This is a genomic window from Fibrobacter sp. UWS1 (assembly GCF_002300445.1).
Lineage (GTDB): Bacteria > Fibrobacterota > Fibrobacteria > Fibrobacterales > Fibrobacteraceae > Hallerella > Hallerella intestinalis.
In genome coordinates this window covers 1,112,837-1,130,473 of sequence record NZ_NSGW01000002.1, presented here as the reverse complement: position 1 = coordinate 1,130,473, position 17,637 = coordinate 1,112,837, and the positions used below count along the sequence as shown (strand labels likewise).

Annotated in this window: 14 protein-coding genes, 1 tRNA gene, 1 other RNA gene and 1 pseudogene; 10 read left to right on the top strand and 7 right to left on the bottom strand. The window is 48.2% G+C overall.

Features of this window, described 5'->3' with window-relative positions; genetic code table 11:
- The 3 genes from BGX14_RS15150 to BGX14_RS15140 all read left to right on the top strand — a co-directional run.
- A partial coding sequence (locus BGX14_RS15150) for a dihydropteroate synthase (RefSeq protein ID WP_158223359.1) occupies positions 1-261 on the top strand: 261 nt, incomplete at its 5' end.
- Positions 248-1,054, top strand: a complete 807-nt coding sequence (cdaA, locus tag BGX14_RS15145; protein WP_073305084.1) for a diadenylate cyclase CdaA — start codon at positions 248-250, stop codon at positions 1,052-1,054. The genes BGX14_RS15150 and cdaA, both read left to right, overlap by 14 nt.
- Positions 1,055-1,090: 36 nt before the next feature.
- The gene (locus BGX14_RS15140; RefSeq protein WP_095878718.1) at positions 1,091-2,302 is read left to right on the top strand and encodes an SUMF1/EgtB/PvdO family nonheme iron enzyme; all 1,212 of its coding nucleotides are present in this window, start codon (positions 1,091-1,093) and stop codon (positions 2,300-2,302) included.
- Between the two features lie 5 nt (positions 2,303-2,307).
- On the opposite strand, the gene BGX14_RS15135 is transcribed toward BGX14_RS15140, so the two are convergent.
- Entirely contained in the window at positions 2,308-2,724 is a 417-nt protein-coding gene (locus tag BGX14_RS15135) for a hypothetical protein (protein WP_143394061.1), read from the bottom strand.
- 53 nt (positions 2,725-2,777) lie between these two features.
- On the opposite strand from BGX14_RS15135, the gene BGX14_RS15130 reads away from it, so the two are divergent.
- Entirely contained in the window at positions 2,778-3,140 is a 363-nt protein-coding gene (locus tag BGX14_RS15130) for a hypothetical protein (RefSeq protein ID WP_095880344.1), read from the top strand.
- Here the strand turns inward: BGX14_RS15130 and BGX14_RS15125 are convergent, their stop codons facing one another.
- The 3 genes from BGX14_RS15125 to BGX14_RS15115 are packed head-to-tail and all read right to left on the bottom strand — an operon-like array spanning position 3,141 to position 7,517.
- Positions 3,141-3,425 (bottom strand): hypothetical protein, encoded by a 285-nt coding sequence (locus BGX14_RS15125; RefSeq protein ID WP_073305076.1) that lies wholly within the window; start codon positions 3,423-3,425, stop codon positions 3,141-3,143. It lies immediately after the preceding gene.
- 7 nt (positions 3,426-3,432) lie between these two features.
- The gene (locus BGX14_RS15120; protein ID WP_095880343.1) at positions 3,433-5,184 is read right to left on the bottom strand and encodes a hypothetical protein; all 1,752 of its coding nucleotides are present in this window, start codon (positions 5,182-5,184) and stop codon (positions 3,433-3,435) included.
- Complete coding sequence (locus BGX14_RS15115; protein ID WP_095880342.1) at positions 5,181-7,517, bottom strand: DUF748 domain-containing protein; 2,337 nt, start codon at positions 7,515-7,517, stop codon at positions 5,181-5,183. Before BGX14_RS15115 ends, BGX14_RS15120 begins: the two co-directional genes overlap by 4 nt.
- Before the next feature lie 710 nt (positions 7,518-8,227).
- Here BGX14_RS15115 and rnpB point away from each other — a divergent pair.
- An RNA gene (gene rnpB, locus BGX14_RS15110) (RNase P RNA component class A) lies at positions 8,228-8,609 on the top strand.
- Between the two features lie 242 nt (positions 8,610-8,851).
- Complete coding sequence (gene rdgB, locus BGX14_RS15105) at positions 8,852-9,493, top strand: RdgB/HAM1 family non-canonical purine NTP pyrophosphatase (RefSeq protein WP_095880341.1); 642 nt, start codon at positions 8,852-8,854, stop codon at positions 9,491-9,493.
- A 1-nt stretch (position 9,494) separates the two neighbouring features.
- Here the strand turns inward: rdgB and BGX14_RS15100 are convergent, their stop codons facing one another.
- Both BGX14_RS15100 and BGX14_RS15095 read right to left on the bottom strand, forming a co-directional pair.
- On the bottom strand, positions 9,495-10,751 hold the full coding sequence (locus BGX14_RS15100; RefSeq protein ID WP_095880340.1) for a DUF763 domain-containing protein: 1,257 nt from the start codon (positions 10,749-10,751) through the stop codon (positions 9,495-9,497).
- A gap of 6 nt (positions 10,752-10,757) precedes the next feature.
- Positions 10,758-11,591 carry a hypothetical protein gene (locus BGX14_RS15095; protein WP_095880339.1) on the bottom strand — a complete coding sequence of 278 codons (834 nt, stop codon included), beginning with the start codon at positions 11,589-11,591 and terminating at the stop codon, positions 10,758-10,760.
- 305 nt (positions 11,592-11,896) lie between these two features.
- Here BGX14_RS15095 and ligA point away from each other — a divergent pair, with 305 nt between their 5' ends.
- Together ligA and BGX14_RS15085 are read left to right on the top strand one after the other, a co-directional pair.
- Positions 11,897-13,888: an NAD-dependent DNA ligase LigA gene (gene ligA / locus BGX14_RS15090; RefSeq protein ID WP_233126575.1), complete on the top strand. Its 1,992-nt coding sequence runs from the start codon at positions 11,897-11,899 to the stop codon at positions 13,886-13,888.
- On the top strand, positions 13,885-15,582 hold the full coding sequence (locus BGX14_RS15085; RefSeq protein ID WP_095880337.1) for a M3 family oligoendopeptidase: 1,698 nt from the start codon (positions 13,885-13,887) through the stop codon (positions 15,580-15,582). Before ligA ends, BGX14_RS15085 begins: the two co-directional genes overlap by 4 nt.
- A gap of 7 nt (positions 15,583-15,589) precedes the next feature.
- Here BGX14_RS15085 and BGX14_RS16550 read toward each other — a convergent pair.
- Positions 15,590-16,964 (bottom strand): annotated as a pseudogene (locus BGX14_RS16550) (ATP-binding protein).
- A gap of 223 nt (positions 16,965-17,187) precedes the next feature.
- On the opposite strand from BGX14_RS16550, the gene BGX14_RS15075 reads away from it, so the two are divergent.
- Together BGX14_RS15075 and BGX14_RS15070 are read left to right on the top strand one after the other, a co-directional pair.
- Positions 17,188-17,272, top strand: a tRNA-Ser gene (locus tag BGX14_RS15075).
- Between the two features lie 22 nt (positions 17,273-17,294).
- Positions 17,295-17,606, top strand: coding sequence for a hypothetical protein (locus BGX14_RS15070; RefSeq protein ID WP_073305060.1), 312 nt, complete (start codon positions 17,295-17,297; stop codon positions 17,604-17,606).
- Positions 17,607-17,637 lie beyond the last annotated feature (31 nt).

Below are 17,637 nucleotides of genomic sequence, written 5' to 3'. Positions count from 1 at the left end.
AAAGACTTGCAAAACAATCTGGATTTGATCGCCTATGCCGAAAAATTTGTCGATACCCGCTTTCCCGTTCTTTATGGAATGTCCCGCAAATCCTTTATCGGAAAAACGCCCGGACTTGAAAACAGCGACCGCCTCATTCCCACGGTCGTTTCGGGGATTTTGGCAGCATTGGGCGGAGCAACCGTCATCCGAGTGCACGATGTCCGCGAAGCCGTCGAATCCTTTCAACTACTAAAGGCTTTCCGCCATGCACCTGTTTAAATTATTTGGCGTTATCGATGTCCGCTTTGCGGATATTCTCGACATCTTTCTGATATCGATTATCGCTTATTACGTCTTTCTGCTCTTTCGCGGAACGCGCGCCGTCCAGATGTTTGTCGGAGGCGGCCTTCTGCTTATCGGGTGGATTCTGGCGCAATGGTGGGAACTGCACACCCTGGTTTGGCTATTGAGCAATCTGGCGACTCTCGGCATTATCGCCATCGTCATCCTCTTCCAACCGGAAATTCGGGGAGCGCTCACCCGCATCGGCCAATCCGCCGCCAAAATGAATTTGAAAAATCTCTTTTTCCACCAGAGCGGACTGAACAAAATTGCCGAAGAAATCGGAGCCGCCGTTCAGGACTTGGCAAAAAATCAATTCGGGGCATTGATTGTTTTGGAAAACCGCGTGGGACTCCGGAACTACGCCGACACTGGAGAAGCGCTGAACGCCCGAATCAGCTCTCGCCTGTTGCGCGCCCTCTTCTTCCCCAATTCGGCTCTCCATGATGGAGCAGTCATCTTGAACAGCCGCTGCATCGTCGCCGCGGGCTGCATTCTTCCGCTGCCAGCGATTACTTCGGAACAGGACACCAGTTACGGAATGCGCCATCGAGCCGCCAAAGCGCTCGCCGCAGAAAGCGACGCCATGGTCATCGTCGTTTCCGAAGAAACCGGTTATATTTCCATCGCCTACCGCACCACCCTTCGGCGCAAGCTCAGCGTCAAAGAAGTCGAAGAAGAAATCAAGCGCCACTGGCGCGCTCTTTTTGACGACTCCGCATCCAAATAGCCTTTATCCATTCCTCTTTGCCATTGGGAATTTCTTATGAAACCTGCACAAAAAAATTCTTCCGAACGCCAGCTTCAAAGAAAAAGAAAATACCACTTGACGATTCTCGTCCTGATGTTGCTGCTGCTCGCGGCCCTATTTGTCGTCCAATGCCAGCTTTCCCACATGAAAGCGGATATGCTTGCCGAACGGAAAACCGAAATCGACGACAAAGCCAAAGACAAGAAATTCCAGGAAGACAGCCTGCAACGCTACAAAGACAGCCTTGCAGCCGCACTTCTCGCCGACAGCATCGCCCGCGCGGATAGCCTAGCCCGCATCCAAGACAGCATTGTCAAGGCGACGCCAAAGCCGCTTTCGCCCGAAGAAAAAGCCCGACAGGACAGCATAGCCGCTCGGAAGCGTTTTGTCAGAGACAGCATCGCCCAAGCGAAAAAAGCCGAAGAAGACAGCCTGAATCGGCGGAGAAAGGAAATCGCGGACAGCATCGAAGCTTACAACAATCGGGATTCCATTCCTCCTCAAGCCTTCATCTTACCGCCCGAAGGAAGATATTACGATCCTATTCAAATCAAAGTAAAATGCAACGAAATCCGCTGCAAAACATTTTACGCCGTCGGCGATACAAATCAAGCGCAAGAATTGACCGGAGCGGTGACTTACAACAAAACCGGCGACGTCTATTATCAGGCCGAAGACTCCGCGGGCAATAGAACGCCTTGGCAAAAAGTCCGCTACGATATGGCGAGCGACAATCTTTGCGGCAAAAACGCCTACCCTGTTCCTGTAAACGGCAAGACCGTGTGCGTAGATGCCTACGAATATCCCAACATTCCCGGAGAAATCGCCAAAGACATGGTTTCCCATGAACAAGCAGTCGCCCTTTGCGAACAGGCGGGAAAACGCCTCTGCCGCTTTGATGAATGGAGCGCCGCTTGCCGGGGAAAAGACGGATTCCGCTATTCCTATGGAAACAGTTACCGTCCCTCGGTCTGCAATACCAATTCAAAATCCGCAAAACGCGCCGGCAGAAAAGAAGGATGCCGGAGCTGGTTCGGCATGTACGACATGAACGGCAATCTGTGGGAATGGACGGCGACCCCCGCCAATGCGCCCAACCGCTTCCTTGTCGCCGGAGGAGCCTGGGACACGCAAAACGAAAGCCACTGTTCCAGCACCAAATACAGCTTTTACCCGCAGAACCAGTACAACTTTGTCGGCTTCCGCTGCTGTGCAGACGCCAAATAAAGCGGCTATTCTTTAAGCTCGATATGCAAATGCTCGTTCGCCGTGTTCTTTTCTTCCCAAAAGACGTTGAAGCGTTTGCCTAAAGCTTGGCGAATCGACGCCACCAGCTGCGACCTTTTATTCCGCGGGACGTCGGAAATCCGAAAATCCAGTGCCTTATTTTCATAATGTTTGGAACGGCGAGCGTGTTTTCCATAATCATTTGCGCTTGTAATCGTCGGGCGATAGGAATCCCCCATCACTTTGTGATATTCTGCAACGACGACCAGACCGGCGGAATCCATGGCGGCATCCAATTTTCCCGTATAGACTCCCGTTTTTAGCTGAACCCTTTTAATCAGCAGATTATGCACTTCGGCGGGTCCCCACTCCGCGCAGCAGATTGCGCAAAAGAAAAGCAACATGGCAGAACAAGAACGCATACAATTTCAAAAATAACTATTTTAAAGAGGCACTCATTCCTTCGGAGAACAAGATGAAAAAATTGTTTTGGATTGCCACTTTTGCCTCGCTCGCCATTTTGACTTCTTGCGGCAAACAGGAAAAAACCGTTTTTACCGGTTATTGGCAAGGCGATGAAAACATGATTTTTGAAGTTTTTCAGCCGGATCCTTCCCAAAACAACTACACTATCCGCAACATCAACGGCGATTTGCAAGCGCATGTCGAAGGCGATTCCCTGCTCACGGGAAAGAATTCTCTGGAAATGCCGTTCTATATGCGAGTTCGGGGCGATTCCGCATTTTACCAGTTCGGAACAATCATTTCCACATACGCCCGAATCGATTCAGCAACATACCATAAGCTATTCCAGACGCTGACCCCGGCAAATCCCTAATTAAAGGACCATTGAAAACAAAGTTCCCAGCACGACAAGCGACAACGTAAAATTCAAAAAGAGCATTGTTCGCCGAAGTATTTTCAGAAAGGATTCCTGCCATGCAGGGCCTTTTATTTTTTTCAATTCCTTGAAAGCGAGAAGCGTACTTAAAAATCCCGTGACAACCAGCATCAACGCTCCGGGAAAATAGCCGTCACGCCACACCAGAATAGAAATCCAGCACCCGAGAACAACGGCAATAACGCCGATGATAAATTCCACAACATAAAGTTTCCGGTTCATAAATCCTCTACAGGGAAAACAATCCGATCAGGCTGATTTTAGGAGATGCCGATTTGAGCGGACCGTTCAAAGGCCAACTAAAATTCAAATGGTTCACTAAATTAGAGACGGATTTGGTCATGGCGAATCGAATGCCAAAACCCGCGATGTATGTCAAATCCCGAGGTTCAAATTTGTGAATTGCCGACGACGTTTCTCCGAATTTGAAAAAGGCGGCGAAAACAGGCGAAACCGTCCCTATTTCGAAATGGGGAAAGAAGCGCTCTTCCAACTGCCCAAAGAAGCGCGCCTGCCCCGTATAAAGGTATGTCGGAAAGCCATAGAATTCCTGATTGGAAAGCCCGCCCAAGGAAAGCTGTTTGCCGTAAGGCGCATCCTTGTAAGTATCGATATGCCCACGCAATTCCGTGGAAAACCAATCGTTGCTTCTCCAAATATATTCCATCGAAATCCGTTCATAAACATCCCGACGGCGTTCCGAATTAAAATAAAAATACGACCAGGCGGAAAGCATCAGGTGATGCTGTTTCGATCCCAAAGCCAGCGAAATTTTGTAATCCAGACGGCTGTCGTTATCCATTGCCCCCAATGCTTCGAAATTTTTGGAATAGCCGATTTTAACGGTATAGCCCTTTTCCACGTCTTCCGTCCACTTGGCGTGTTTAAAATTGATCAGGCGATCATAGCGGATGCGGGAAAAGTCCAAACTGAAGCCCAGACGGGAATCGAGCATTTCGGGAATCCACTTTTCAACCTCCGAAGAATCCAACGCATAAGCCCGATTGTTTTCTAAAAACAACTGCCGTTTAGCATTTTTATAGGAACGTCCCAGCCTGTGATAATCATAACCCAGCGAGAAATGAATTTTAAACTCCTCATTGCCAAAAGAATGCCCCAAGCGGAATGACGCCGAATCTTCTTCCAGTTCATTCACCCGAAGAAGAACATTGCCATGCCTGTCATTGAAACTAGGCAAATCCTTTTTGACGGAATCGGCGACGGGAATTGCAACCTTCGAAGAAGGCAATTGGCCCGTCCAATAATACTTGACATCCCGCTTGTCCATATAGCCCGCTGCCGTATAAGCCCATTCATTTTTGCTGCGGGAAAGATAAGGCTTATACATGGTCGCATAATTTGTATAGCCATCGGTATTTTCCGAAATGGAAAGCTCAAATCGGTTATGGCGGAACAAGAAATTTGCGTTGTTATAAAGCGCCATATAGCGATCCCGGAATTCATCATGGGAATAGTACACGCCGATAGTCTGCCCGAATCCCAAGAAATTATTTTCCCAAAGCCCAATGCCAAAATAAACCGGTCCATCGCTCGGACGCTCCAAGGAAAGCGGAATCGTCAGCGTCCAGGTATCGCTGGTTTTGACATACAAAATATTTTTTCCATCTGAGGAAATTTTCCGTGTAATATGCGCATCGGCGATATACGCCTGGCTTCGCAAATTTTTTTCACTTTCGATGAGTTCATATAAATTCACCGAATCGCCGACATCAAAAAGAACCAGTTTTTTTACAACAGATTCACGGGTTTCAATATGAATCGTATTTCCTATCCGATAAACCAGACTATCCGCCCAGGAATACGCTTTGGAATCGTCAAAAGCGTCTCCGTTTTGAACCACAATGGAATCCACCCGGAAAAAGACGAGCGAATCCGCCGAAGGACGCACAAAAAAAGACTTCGCCGGAACCGCGGCAAAAGCAGCGACGGCAGCAAAAAGAATGAAGACTCCCCGAATCACGGCAACTGCACCGACATCCGGAATACGGATTTATTGCCGATGGAACGACGCTCTTCGGCAGTCGCCAAACGGACCTTCAAATTTTGCGCGGACACTCCATCCTGTGTCGCCAGAATTTTCTGCAATTTTTCATTTCGCTGTTGGGCGAGGCGATTCAACATCTCCAGCAACTCCTTATCCGAAGGGCGTTTCCACGTCTCTTGAAATTGTTTAAACGCATCGTCGTCTTTGGCTTCTAATGCCGCCTTGCGTTCTACCGGCGTCAAATTCGCTTTGCCCGTCTGCGCCCTGTAAAATTCGAGTTTTTCCATTTTGCGGAGAAAAGATTCCTGCTGTTTTTTGGGATTGTAAACCTGCACAACCGTCAATTTGGAACCCGGCTTCAGGGAAAGAACCTTCGTCCATTCCTGTGCAATTCCATATTGTTCGCTGGTGAAGTCGTCGGCGGCAATATCAAACGCAAAATCGCTCGGCGTCGAATTTCCGAATATCAACTTGGCCGGAGAAAGCGCAACCTTTACCAGCAAATTGACCAGCGTCTGCCAGACGATTTTCCCGTATGAAAATTCGGGATCCTGCAAATTGCCTTTCACCGGAATGTCAAAAGCAATTTTGCCATCCTTATCTTTAAGAATGTAGAGGGCGATTTTCATCGGAACCGTATATTCGGGCTTGGCATCCGAAGGCTTGTCCCCGACAGTCAAATTGTAAATATCGATATTGTTGCGGCTGTCGATTTCATAATGGCGAATCACGTTGTCCGAAGCGAATCCAAGAGAACCGGCTTCCAGCGGATAGCCCGTATAATGTTCCGAATACTTGGAAAAGTCCGCCATATTCACATTTTTCACATCGATATTCGCTTGCAAGGAAGTTCTGTCCGAAGGTAGCATTTTGGCGGAAACCTTCACTGAACCGCCATGCGGAAGCGCCGCGTGCACAAGCAAGGAGACCTGCTTATCAAGCGCGATATTCGACGCATCCAGAGCTATCCCCGAAACCGTATAAGAGAAGCCGCCGGGAATCGTATTGTCGTTAAAGGTGAATTTCGTTTCGGATACGGAAAGTTTCGCGAGCGAAGCCTGCAAAGATGGCGTTTGGGAAAGTTCATTTTTCAACGAATCGTTTGGGGATTTTTCCGAATTGGTGTCCAACGTTTTGGCAGCCGTAGAATCCACGGAAGCCGCAAGCACGGAATCCCGAAATTCCTGCTCGCCAGACTCTCCAGAACTATTCTTCGGAGTCAAAAAAACCTGGATATTGTTGGAATTTTTATACAGGTCGAAATGCGCAGACGCTCTACGCAAAGTGAGCGAATCCAGAACAAAACGATTCTTGCCCAAGTTCACGTCGCCAATCCCCACGCCCAAATGTGCAACTTCCAAAGTCTTTCCCGAAGTTTCCGTCAAAACCACGTCATCCACAGACACCGAACCTTTCACCGAAGCCGACAGAACATCTTTTACATTGCCCGTCGCCGAAATATCCACGCCGACTTTGCCCGACAAATCCTGAAACTGCAAAGCCGTTTTCAAATAAGGCTGCACGGCTCCCATCGAAAAATCCGACAACTTTACCCGAACGCCAAAGTTTCCTTGCTGCATATTGTAATCGGCAAAAACCTTCAACGCGCCGCCGCTCGCAAACGAAAGCTCTAAACCCGCCGAAGTTTTTTTATCCGAAAAATAAACTTCGGGAACGCGCACCGAAAAATCCTTCAATTCCAAATGCGACTGCACTTCCCCGTCTTCAAAGATGACATTTCCAGAAAGAACGGCGATTTGCCGAATCGAAATTCCCAAAGGCAGCGCACTTCCCGCAGCATCCGATGAAGATTGTTCTTGAGGGGATTTTTCTCCTTGAGATTTTTGAGTTTGAACGCTATCCGTTTCCGAGGCTTCCGCCAGCGTTTCCAATTTGCTGGACGACGAATCCGCCGACGAATCCGAAACAGCAAAGCGATCGAGAATATCGCTAAAATTAAAATGTTCCCCGTTTTTGACCACGCGAGCAAAGGGCGAATCCATGCGAACTTCCGAAAGACAAATGTCCCCGACAAGCAGGCAGCTCGGATCCACATTGACAAAAAATTCCCGGAAAGAAACAAATTTTGTCGTATCGTCGTTTTCAAAAAGGTCAAAATTTTCAATCCGCACTGTAAAACGGAACGGGTTGAAAGAAATGCTGCCGATTTGAATTTTTCTTCCTATCCATTCTCGGGAGTGTCCTTCTATGTAGCGGCCAGCGAATTTCGGAGCAATAAGACAAGCGGCGAAAAACAGCAAGAGCAGCGCCGCCAAAACAATTCCGATGATGCGAATCCCTTTTTTCATATAGGAAACGATAGAAAAATAAAATGCCCCATAAAATCATTTCCTTTGAAATCGCAAAGATTCCCTCGACGCGAAGAAAGGCCTTCCACCATTATTCGTAAAAGTCATTTTCCGCAACCACTGACAACTCTAATGCAGCCGATTTTTGTGAAAATGAATTTTTAGAGACGCCCCGGAAGTCCCATTTCGCCATATTTCATTCCTTAGACGATTTTACAAAATATGAATTCCAAAGGGAAAATCCGTCCGCCAGTGATGAAGTTTTCTTTGGAACTTATATACAAAACTCCACCCGATTTGCTTGGTTGGTGCCCTTCGATAAACTCAGGGACCGTCGGTTAGTGCACCTCGGCAAGAGCTCGGTAACCGCTTGTCGAACTAGTCGAACCATGGTTAGGGGGTAGTTATTAGTTGTCAGTTATTAGTTGTTAGAGTTCATAGGAGAAACGGCTGCATCCGACGAGGATCCCTGAAACTAGGAATCTCCGATTCCGTAGTTGAAGTATCCCTGGAAGGGACAATTCGCCTAAGGGAACAAGTTCCCAAGGCTCATGGGTAAGCGAGCACCTCGCAGTCTGCGAGAAGAAATTCCCCTTGTGAAAAAGAAATCACGCTTTGAAAAAAAATTATTTGAGGGAATTTGGAGGAAGATTGTATATAATTCCCTTTTCTTTTTTTCGACAAAAGGTTAAAATTTTTCTAAATTGATTGCGGGACAACGGATGGCCGCTCTTGCGAAAGCAAGGGAGGAAAGTCCGGGCACCACAAGGCAGGATGCTGGATAACGTCCAGGAGCAGAAATGCGACGGAAAGCGCAGCAGAAAACAAACCGCCTTTTTGAAGTTCGCTTCAAAGGCAAGGGTGAAATGGCGAGGTAAGAGCTCACCGCATTTCTGGAGACAGAAATGGCACGGCAAGCCCCATCCGGTGCAAGACCAAGCAGAATTCCGCTCCGATTACGGAGCCTGGGTAGCCTTTTCCAGTCGGAATTCGGGTAGGTTGCTCGAGGCCGTCAGCAATGGCGTGCCCAGATAGATGGTCATCGCCGACTCTATGCCGGCACAGAACCCGGCTTATAGTTGTCCCTATTATGGGAGCTTCTCGAAAAGGGAAGCTCCCTCTTTTATTTTAATCGGACAATCCGCTGCGACATTTTCGTGTTTAGGCAGCCTCTATAAAAACGCTTGGGTAAGGTTGAAACCAACCATAGTTCGACCAACGGTCCCTGAGTTTATCGAAGGGCACTAACCACTGAGAACTAGCATTTTTCGCTTCCTGTTTACAGCAACACGTCCCATTCTCAGACACTTCACATTTTCTATAATTGCCGTCGTATGAAACGCTTATTCGTCATCGCTACGGGAAACGCCGGAAAAATCCGGGATTTCGCCTTTATTTTAGGAACCGAACAGAACGATTTTAAAACCCTCCGGGAAATCGGTTTTGAAGAAGATATTCTAGAAAACGGAAACTCCTTTGAAGAAAACGCCATCATCAAATCGCAAACCGTTGCCAGATGGCTCGCCGAAAAAAATACGGAAGCGACCGTCCTCGCCGACGATTCGGGTTTGCAGGTTTTTGCTCTTGACGGTGAGCCCGGGATTTACAGTGCCCGCTATGCCGGAAAACACGGAGACGACAAGGCCAACAACGCCAAACTGCTCCAGAAACTCGAAGTAGTTAAAGATCGCAGCGCAAGATATTTTTGTGCCCTTTCCTACCAGACTGTCATCCGAGAAAGCAACGGAAAATTTTCGATTTCCGAACCCCGGATTTTCGAAGGCGAATGCCGTGGGCAAATCAACTTGGCTCCTGTGGGCGACAAAGGATTCGGTTACGATCCGCTTTTTATTCCGAACGGATTTTCAAAGACTTTTGCCCAAATGGAACTCGCCGAAAAAAAGCCGATCAGCCATCGCGGAAAAGCCATTCGTGCCCTTCGCGACGCTTTGGAAAATGATTTAAGGGAAAATTAAATTATCCCACCACTCTTCCGCCCCACTCCTCGGAATGCGCTTTCTCGTGAGCGAGCGTTTTTTGAAAATCCGCCGTCGGATGGCAATTTTTTTCCACAAAAAGCTGCGTCCGATGCAGGCGATTTAAGCATTCCAGCTTATCGCGTTCTCCGAGTTTTGCCCGTTCAATGGAAGCTCCCAGAATACGAATCGATTCGTCATAAATACGGCAAGGAACAGGAAAAGGATGACCGTCCTTTCCCCCGTGCGCAAAAGAATAACGCGCCGGATCGCTGAAACGAGAAGGCGTCCCGTTGATAACTTCACTGACAAGGGTCAGCGATTGCAATGTACGCGGCCCCAGTCCAGGGGTCAAAAGCAGACTTTCAAAATCGTTTGGATTGGATTCGTAAGCGGTCGCAAGAACGCCGCCTAAACGCTTGAGATTCACATCTTCCATTCGGACATCATGATGCGAGGGCATCCGCAAATCGCGGGAATGGCAAATTTCAATCGGTTCCGGCTTCGAATCGAACAAATCGAATTGCTCCGGCACGACAATCGACGTCGAAGGATTTACCATCTGCGAAATTTCATGCAGGACTCGATCCGGATTTTCCCGAGAAAGGGAAAGAATGGAACTTCTCGTCGGAGCCGCGCCCAAGTCCGTCAGATTTAAAATTTCGCCCCGATTTTCGCCGACCACTCCCGAATGCGGATTTTCCACGAAAGAACGCAAACGGGCAGAGCTCCAATGATAGCGTCTTGCCGCTCGCACTGCCGGATTCATCCCCTGCTGCACGACAGCCCAATCCCCCTCGTCCGTAACAATAAAATTGTGCTGGTAAAGCTGGAATCCGTCTTGCACCGCCGTATTATCCACCTTCGCACACAAGCGGCTCGCCCGTTCCAAATCCCATCCATTCAAACCCGTCTTGTCCGAGAAGGCCAAAAGTTCGGCAGGCGTTTCCCGGGAATACTTTCCCCGGCCTCCACAAATAAAAATGCCAAGCTCTTTGGCAATCGGATTCAATCCGCGCTTTAACGCATACATCACGCTGGTCGTAATTCCCGAAGAATGCCAATCCATTCCCAAAACCGCGCCCAAGGACTGAAACCAAAGAGGATCGCTCAATCGAACAAGAAATTCCCTTTTCCCGTAATTTTCAACAATGCTCTCTGCAATCAGGCGTCCCAGATCGCGCATTCTGTCCGCAAGCCAGCGAGGAACCGTCCCCGTATGCAGCGGCAAGTCAGCAATTCCGGTTCGCTTGGGCATAAAACGCTACCGACGAATCGTCAGCAGAAAGGATCCATGTGAATTTGTCTGCATTTCCATAAAGCCTCCGCTAGAAAGCTTTTGAAAGAAAATGCGTACAAATTTACTTTGGTCCGGAGAAGAAAGGATTGCCGAAATTTCACGTTCGGAAATCATCGCCGATGAAATCCAATCCTTATTGTACCAATGCCAAATTTGCCAGTTGAAAAGGCCTCGAGTACTGGCGATAAAAGCTTGCACCATCAACGCATATTCGTAAGCGTAAAAATCACGCCGTGTCTGGATTTCCAACAGTTTCTGCGATTCCGAAAGCATCGCAAAATGAGGAATGGGAGCAATGGGCTGCGCATCGGGTTTTAAATACGAAAACTGGATTTCGTTCTGACGGACGGCAACCTGTAAATTCGTATCGTCGAGATGCACATAAAGTCCGGGAAGTTTTTCTCGATAATCCCGAAAAACCGTTTGGGCCTGAAGCGGTTCTTTAATATCCAAGGGAACTTTTTTCGTGGAAATTTTACCGATTTCAAAAAAAGAAAGTTTTTCTCCTTTTTCTTTTTTCTCCAAAAGGGCGAATAATTTTTTCCCGTTTGGTGAATTCAAAAGCCAACCGTGCTCCACTTTGCGGCGAATCTGCCCCTTTTCATCCATCACAATCGCTGCGATCGCCGAATCCAGCACGCCATCGGCATCCCATTCCATCCAAGTGCCGCCACCGCCCTTTTCATCCAGTTTTTGAAACAGCTCCTCAGAACGGAACGGTTGTGCGGATTCAAAAATAACGGGCGGAGTTGCCAACGCGGCAACAGCAAGGAACAAAAGAGAGACAATTTTTTTCATCGGTATTAAAATAGCAAAAGGCCAGCTCTAAAAATTGGGGAATTATATGCAATCTTCCACCAAATGCTCTCAATTATTCTCAGTTCTTAGTTCTTAGTTTCAATTCCCAACTCATAACTATTAACCGGTCCCTGAATTTTGGTTAGTGTGCTTCGACAAGCTCAGCAACCGTTTGCCGAACTAATCGATAGGCTCTAATCACCAACTAGCGTCAAGGAAGCACTTCTACATTCCTTGGGCAAGCGAAACGGGACTTAATTTTTGAAAAGAAATTTCGCCTTTTCACCATTTTATATTTTTGAATTATGCAAAACACCGATGATTATTCCCGCTATGTAGAACTGCAAAAACAATTGAAACAAGCGAGCGAAGCCTATTACAAAGACGGCTACTCGCCGATGAGCGACCAGGATTTCGACTTTGGCATCAAAGAACTCGAAGCGTTTGAAATCGCCCACCCAGAATGGAAAAATCCCGAATCGCTAACCGCCGTTGTCGGGAGCGATCTTCTCAATCATTTTCAAAAAGTGGAACACCGCATTCCCATGCTTTCCATTTCCAACGCCTACAGCAAGGAGGAGGTTGCGGAATTTATTCATCAGGCGCTATCCAGCGTTCCTCAAGCAACCGAATGGATTTGCGAAAGAAAAATCGACGGCATCAGTATGTCGCTGACCTACCAGAACGGGATTCTCGTCCGGGCGGCAACTCGCGGAAACGGCTCCGTAGGCGACGATGTGACCGCCAACGTAAAAACCATTGCGGACATTCCGCACAAAATCGACGGGGCTCCGCAAGGCCTTCTCGAAGTCCGAGGCGAAGTTTATATGGAATTTAAAACATTCGAATTCCTGAACGACGAACTGGAAGCCCAAGGGCTTAAAGGATTTCAGAATCCGCGCAATACGGCATCCGGAACGCTGAAATTAAAAGACCCGCAGGAATGCGCCAAACGCCGCCTCCGTTTTTTCGCTTACCATATCCCTGATGCCATAGGCACCCAAAAGCATTCCGAAAATCTGCAAATGCTAAAGGCCTTTGGATTCCCGACAAATGAATTTTGGACGGCACACAACACCGAAGAAATCATGCAGATTTCCGACCGGATTCTGGAAGGTCGCGAAGAACTTCCCTACCCGATAGACGGCATGGTCATCAAGCAGAACGATTTGGAATTGCAACAGGAACTGGGATTTACTTCCAAAAGCCCGCGGTGGGCTCTCGCCTATAAATTCAAAGCCGAACGCGCCTACACGCAAATTCATTCCGTCGATTTTCAAGTCGGAAGAACGGGGCGCATCACTCCGGTTGCCAATTTTGAACCCGTCCGGCTGGCCGGAACAACCGTCAAACGGGCGACCTTGCACAACTTTGACGAGATAGAACGCCTCGGAGTGCGAGTTGGCGATACCGTCGGAGTCGAAAAAGGCGGCGACATCATTCCCAAAATCATAGAAGTCGATTTGACAAAGCGACCGGAGCACAGCGTTCCTATTGCCGCTCCCGAATACTGCCCCGTCTGCGGAATGCCCCTCAGCAAAAAAGAGGAGCAGGTCGATCTGCGCTGCGAAAACCTGCACTGCCCCGCCATGAGGCAATGCCTTTTCGAACACTTTGTTTCTCGCGAAGCCATGAACATCGAAAATCTGGGACCCGCCCTTATCGCCGAACTTTTGGACGCTCATAAAATTTCAAATCTTTCGGACATTTATGACTTGACTCAGGAAGATTTGGTTTCTTTGGATCGCATGGCCGAAAAAAGCGCACAAAACGTTCTCGACGCCATTCAAAAAAGCAAGCGGCTCAGTTTAGAAAACCTGCTGTTCGCCATTGGAATCCGCTTTGTCGGTCGCACCAAAGCCCGAATTCTCGCCAAGCATTTCCGAACCTTGCAAAAATTGCAAGAGGCGACTATCGAAGAACTTACCGCCATTCCCGACATCGGCGATCGCATTGCCAGCAGCATCTGCGAATTTTTCAAAGATCCCGTTTTCAAATCGGAATTAGACGCGCTCGTATCCAAAGGTCTGGAGACCCAATTTACCGGAGAAGTCAAAGATCATTTCGCCGGAATCACCGCCGTTATAACCGGAACCCTCCCGACTCTCGACCGAAACGCCGCCCGAAAAATGATTGAAGAAAACGGAGGAAAAGTTTCCGGCTCGGTCAGCAAAAAGACGTCGTGGGTTCTAGCGGGTGAAGCCGCTGGCAGCAAACTGCAAAAAGCGCAAGAACTGGGCATCCCCATTCACGACGAAGCATGGCTGCTAAACGAATTATCTAATTTAGGTTCATGATGAAAAGAAGTTTTATTCCCGCCGATTTTAAAGCGGACGACGCCAAGCTGGTCACCGAATACTACCAGAAGCTTTTACAACAGGAAATCCCCTTCAACGCGAAAGCCTTGAGAGAATGGATTCTCCAGTGGAATGAACTTTCCACCGTTCTTTCCGAAGAAAACGCACGGCGCTACGTCGCCATGACCTCGCATACCCAGGACGAAAAAATCGCCAAAGCCTATATGGATTTTGTACAAAACATCGACCCGATATGCGAAGACTACGGCAACAAACTGGAACGCAAAATGATGGCTCACCCGAACATTCCCGATCTGGAAAATGAATTCGGGATGTACTTTCGCGATGTCCGTTCCAGCCTGGAACTTTTCCGGCAGGAAAACATTCCCCTCTTCACCAAAGAAACCACGGACATTCAGGCATACCAGCAGATTACGAGCACCATGACGGTCGAATACAAGGGCGAAACCAGGACGCTTCAGCAGATGGCTCCCCTTTTGAAAGAGACCGACCGGAAAATCCGCGAAGACGCCTGGAGAAAAATCGCCAGCCGCAGGCTTCAAGACAAAGAACGCCTGGACTCCGCATTCGACACGCTGTTCCGCAACCGCATCCAGATTTCCAAAAATTCGGGATTCGACAATTATCTCGATTACATTTTCAAAGCGAAATCCCGATTCGACTACACTCCTGCGGACTGCCGGACCTTCCACGAAAGTATTGAAAAAATTATTCTGCCCTATCTCGCCGATCTCTACCGGGAAAAAGCGCAGATGTTAAAACTTGAACGCTTGCGCCCTTGGGACACCGACGTCGATGCCCTTTCCCGCCCGCCGCTCAAGCCTTTTCAAAAAGGCGACGAACTGATTGAAAAAGTCGGTCAGATATTCGACAGGCTTTCCCCGCAAACCTCCAACTGGTTCCGCACCATGCAAAAGGAAAAACTGATCGACCCGGACAGCCGTGTGGGAAAAGCTCCCGGCGGATACCAGATCGGATTTGAAGAAAGCGGGCGTCCCTTTATCTTTATGAACGCCGCGGGAACCGATGGCGATATTTACACCCTTCTCCATGAAAGCGGACATTCCTTCCAGCAGTTTGGAGTCGCCGACCTGCCCTTGACCGCCTTCCACGACGTGCCCTCTGAATTTGCCGAAGTTTCCAGTATGAGCATGGAACTCATCGGGTCCACGGACCTTTCTCCATTCTACCCGAACGAAGCCGACGCCAACCGCAGCCGAATCAGCGAACTCGAAGAGATCATCTGGCTTTTCCCTTGGGTCGCCTCCATCGACTCGTTCCAGCACTTGATGTATTCCCACCCGAACCACACCGCCAGCGACCGCAAGGAAATGTGGCTTTCCGTGATGGACCGCTACGACGCGGGCATCGATTATTCGGGACTCGACGACGAACGCGCCTACCTGTGGCAAAAACAGCTGCACATCTTTGAAGTGCCTTTCTACTACATCGAATACGGCATCGCCCAACTCGGTGCGCTCCAAGTCTGGGAGAACTTCCGCAAAAATCCGAAAAAAGGTCTGGAAGACCTCTTTGCCGCCGAAGCGCTCGGAAGCAGCAGGCCTCTCCCGGAAATTTTCTCTCGCGCGGGCATCCGCTTCGATTTTTCCGCGGCGACCATCGAACCGCTGATTCGCGATTTAAGCGACGAAATCGCCCGTTTGAAACGTTAAGCCTCCGTTAATGTTTGCCTGTGGTTAAAAAATATCCTCCGGTCTTTTTGGCCCCACGAAATTCAATCAATCCAAGTTCGATTAAACTCTTTAAGGTGCGAGATAATGTGGGAACGCTGACTTCTACTAACGAGGCCAACTTGTTGGTTTTTAGACCGGGGCTCTCGGACAAAAGTTGGAGTACTCTTTTTTCACGGGAATTTAATCTATCATTTAATCTATCATCCCGGGTGGTGTTCGTCTTGTCCCGCTTCATAAATGTCACCGTAAAGAAGCCCTGGGTATCAAATTTCGGTTCTGGCAACCCTGCGTCTTGCATCAGTTTCCGCATTCGGGGAATGCCGGATCCAACTTTCTCGACAACCTGCATTCTTGTAAAGAGTCCAAATATCAGCGGGTTGCGGCTCATACTTTTATGTCCGAATTCCGCAGCTACTATTGGAAGCAATCCACCGGGATTCGATATCTCAACCCTGTCATCATATCCTTCTACCATAACTGTCGCACCTTCTTCATATAGGTCACGATGGCAAATGGCGTTCATAATCGCTTCCTTGAAAACATCAAGAGGAATTTCCCATATTTCCTGGCGGGGTCCAGTCCCTTTGATGATATACTCCACTTCGAGTTTACTCTCAATCCATGAAAGCGCATCGAGATATTGCTGATACAATGGTCCTCCAAAGGTCTTGTCGTCGATAATATGGACCTTGTCCAATCCCTTTGAAACGGAGACACCTAATAACAGCATGGGGGAATTTACGTTCCGGGTCGCGACCAAAGAAGAGAACCGCAGCATTTTTGGCAACACCATCTTCTGTCAAAAGTTCAAGACTTTCAAATAAACTCCCGAGAGGTAAAGTATCGGAAAGGTTTGCCATTTCCATAAAGGTCTTGTAATTACGCGGCTCTACTTCTCTATCAATATCAAACCAACGGCAAGGAATGGCATCGTAAAAAATCTTGGCGCACTCGGCAAATAAAGCCCTAATCTCTTCGGCAGAACGGAGTTTTTGATAATTGCCCCCTTCTCTGACATAGACGACCCCTCCCGTAATATAAGGTTTGTCCTTGCTATTTAGAACATCAATGACCTATACTTTTTTGTCTCCCACATCGACGGAATAAAGCTCGCATTTCAGGGCCGGAGAAATTTCTCCAATTGTACCTTGAATGGCAGAGCGCTTGTTGTTATCAATTTCAGCACCGACAATGTGATTATCGTTATCAACTCCAATAAGAACATAACCGCCGGCGGCATTGGCAAAGCCGACAACTTCATCGGAGATTTCCTTGACTTTGGAAGGTACGCTGCGTTTGAAATCCACATTGTAGCCTTCTCCGCCTTTCACTAGTTCTTGTATTTGCGACGCTGTTAACATAGAGCAAAGTTACAAATTTATACCGGTTCGAAAAGACGACTGCAAGCAAAACGAATCCCGAATTCCTTCGGGATTTTTTGCCGTTCCCATAAAAAGTCTTTTCAAACGAAAAATTTCGCCGAATTTTCCCTAAAACACAAAAAAAACAAGCCTTTTTTGCATTTTTTCCGACTTTTGCCTTGACAAGACGCGCCGGTTTTTATTATCTTTGCGACGCATCCTTGGAGGGATGGCCGAGTGGTTGAAGGCGCACGCTTGGAAAGCGTGTTTACTTAACTGTAACGAGGGTTCGAATCCCTCTCCCTCTTCTAAAACTTTACAAGGTGGCTTATGTCTAACAATCGCGTTTACCTTGACGACATCTACGCAAGCGAAGCCTGCAAGGGTTCCACCTTCCGTGCCGTGGTGATGATGGCACAAGAAGCTCGTTTCATCAACGAACAGGCAAACCGAGAGGGTTATGTTAATTTGACGGCGAAACCGACAACTATCGCGATGAACAAATTTAAAGCGAACAAGCTTTCCATCGCTTCCACACAGGAAGCCGAAGAAGCTCCGCAAGCCAACAGCGCGCCTGTTTCCGCAAATCCTCAAGACGGTCAGAGCATGGCGGACTCGGCTAACGACGCTTTTGGAATCTAACTTTTGAAACATAAAATTTCAAAGGCGACTC